This window comes from Clavibacter lycopersici, assembly GCF_003576405.1.
Classification (GTDB): Bacteria; Actinomycetota; Actinomycetes; order Actinomycetales; family Microbacteriaceae; genus Clavibacter; species Clavibacter lycopersici.
This window is the reverse complement of the sequence record NZ_QWGT01000344.1, coordinates 1-2,159: the sequence shown is the minus strand read 5'-3', so window position 1 is coordinate 2,159 and position 2,159 is coordinate 1. Positions and strand designations below refer to the sequence as shown.

Here is a 2,159-nt window from a genome sequence, read left to right as displayed (position 1 = left end):
CACGAGGCCGGCCGCCCCGAGGAGCGTCGGGAGCGCGCGCAGCCCGAGCAGGGATCCGGCGACGAGGGCGAGCGCCGTCCGTCGCCAGGCGAGGGCCGTGCGCTCGGGCTGGAGGCCGGGGTCGAAGGGGTGCCCGGCCGGATCCGGGGCGCTCACGCCGTCAGCACGCCCAGCAGCACGAGCAGCCCGGCGACGACCACGGCGATCGCGAGCGGGAACGACAGCCTCGCGGACGGGAGCGGGCGGTCGCGGCGCAGGGCGCGCTCGGTGCGCATCCAGCCGATCCAGGCCTGCGCGGGCGCGGCGATGCCGGTGACGATCAGCACGATCGACGCCGCGAGCCGGAACCCCGGCTGCAGCCCGAGCCCCAGCGCCTCGAGCGCGACCCCGCCGGCGAGGAGCGCGAGCGAGGTGCGGATCCAGGCGAGGAACGTGCGCTCGTTCGCGAGCGTGAACCGCACGTCGGGCTCGGCGCCCTCGCGGTACACGCGGCGCGGGAAGCGGCGGTCGGGAGCGGTCATGCGGCCATCCTCCCGGACGCCGGCGACGCGCGTCACGACCGGTCCCGGAGCCCCCGGTCGATGAAGTCGAGCGTCCACGCGAAGCTCTCCTCGATGTCGGTGCTCATCTGGAAGCTGTCCGACGCCTCGAGCGTCGCGAAGCCGTGCAGCACGCTGCGCAGGGTGCGGAGGGCGTGGATCCGGTCGGCCTCGTCGAGCTCGTACCCGTGCAGCACGGTGCCGAGCGCGTCGAGGGTGCGGTCGCGGGCGGGGATCAGCGGGTCGTCGTCACCCACGGGCCGGGCGCGCACGCCCGCCGCGTACCGGCCGGGATGCTGCCGCACGTAGTCCCGCATCGAGTGCGCGGCGCCCGCGAGCGCGTCGACGCCCGCCCGGCCGCGGGTCGCGTCGCCCATGGACGCGGCCACCTCGGTGGCGCCGAGCACGGCGATCCGGTGGACGAGGTCCGCCAGCGAGTCGACGTGCTTGTAGAGCGACGGCGTCCGAACCCCGAGCCGCTCGGCGACGGCGCCCATGCTCAGCCGGTCGAGGCCGATCTCGTCGGCGAGCGTCGCGCCGGCCTCGGTGACGGCGGCCGCGTCGAGGCCGGCCCTAGGCACGGGCGCCCGGGGTCGCCGCGTGGAGCGTGCGGCCGAGGAACGGCAGCAGCAGGTCGACGACCCGGTCCGGCGTCTCGGCGTGCGGGTAGTGTCCGGCGCCCTCGATGACGGCGAGCTCGCCGAGGCCGGCGGGCAGGTCGGCGAGGATCCGCTCGCCCTCGGCGCGGGGGTCGGCCCAGTCGGGATCCGCGCTCCCCTCGACCACGAGCACGGGGCAGCGCACGTCGGCGAGCTTCGCGCCGGCGTCGGCGGGGCTCGTCTTCGCCATCGCGCGGAGGGTCGCCATGCGCTCGGGGCGCGTCAGGGCGTCGCGGATCCGGCCGCTCTCGGCCTCCCAGTCCGCGGGCTTCGCGGGGAACGCCAGGTCGAGGTACCGCATCCACGCGCCGAGGTTCCCGGTGAGGAGGACGCGGCCGAGCTGGACGGTCGCGGCGCGGTGGGTGCGCTCGCGGAGGAGGCCGCGGAGATCCGTCGACTGCGTGCGCGTGAAGGGCGCGAGCTCGACGATGCCGGTGATGAGGTCGGGCGCCGTGGCGGCCGCGATGGTCGCCGCGCCGCCGCTGATGGACTGGCCGACGATGACCGCCGGGCCGCCGAGGTGCCGCACGAGGGCGACGAGGTCGCCGGCGATGTCGGTGCGGCTGTACCCGGTCCAGCCGGTGCTCGACTCGCCGCAGCCGCGGATGTCGACGTTCGCGACCCGGTAGCCGGCGGCCACGAGGGCCGGCACGACGGAGCGGTAGGAGCGGCGGCTGTCGCCCATGCCGTGGGCGAGGACGACGAGCGGGCCGTCGCCCTCGAGGTCGTAGGCGAGGGTCTCCGCGCCGATCTGCAGTGCGTGGGTCATGTCGTCCTCCGAGGTGGCTAATGGGAATAGCCATAAGCTAACACCGTTAGCCGGAATGCGCCAGACCCGGCTCGGTCGGGCGGTCACGCACGCTCCGCTCGTCGGGGTCGGGCCGGCCGGCCGCCGCGGCGATCCGCGCCCGGTGCCGCCGCTCGATCGCCTGCCCCGCGTACGACGCCGCGACGATGAGCG

4 protein-coding genes are annotated in these 2,159 nt (G+C 76.2%); all 4 read right to left on the bottom strand.

Annotation, left to right across the window (positions count from 1 at the left end):
• Nucleotides 1-156: DUF202 domain-containing protein (locus DZG00_RS14890; RefSeq protein ID WP_147360042.1), on the bottom strand; the 156-nt coding region annotated here is incomplete at its 3' end.
• The gene (locus tag DZG00_RS14885) at nt 153-521 is read right to left on the bottom strand and encodes a YidH family protein (RefSeq protein ID WP_119383146.1); all 369 of its coding nucleotides are present in this window, start codon (nt 519-521) and stop codon (nt 153-155) included. The genes DZG00_RS14890 and DZG00_RS14885, both read right to left, overlap by 4 nt.
• Before the next feature lie 32 nt (nt 522-553).
• A complete protein-coding gene (locus DZG00_RS14880; RefSeq protein ID WP_119383145.1) occupies nt 554-1,120 on the bottom strand; it encodes a TetR/AcrR family transcriptional regulator in 567 nt (188 codons plus the stop codon).
• The gene (locus DZG00_RS14875) at nt 1,113-1,967 is read right to left on the bottom strand and encodes an alpha/beta fold hydrolase (RefSeq protein ID WP_119383144.1); all 855 of its coding nucleotides are present in this window, start codon (nt 1,965-1,967) and stop codon (nt 1,113-1,115) included. Before DZG00_RS14875 ends, DZG00_RS14880 begins: the two co-directional genes overlap by 8 nt.
• Nucleotides 1,968-2,159: the final 192 nt, after the last annotated feature.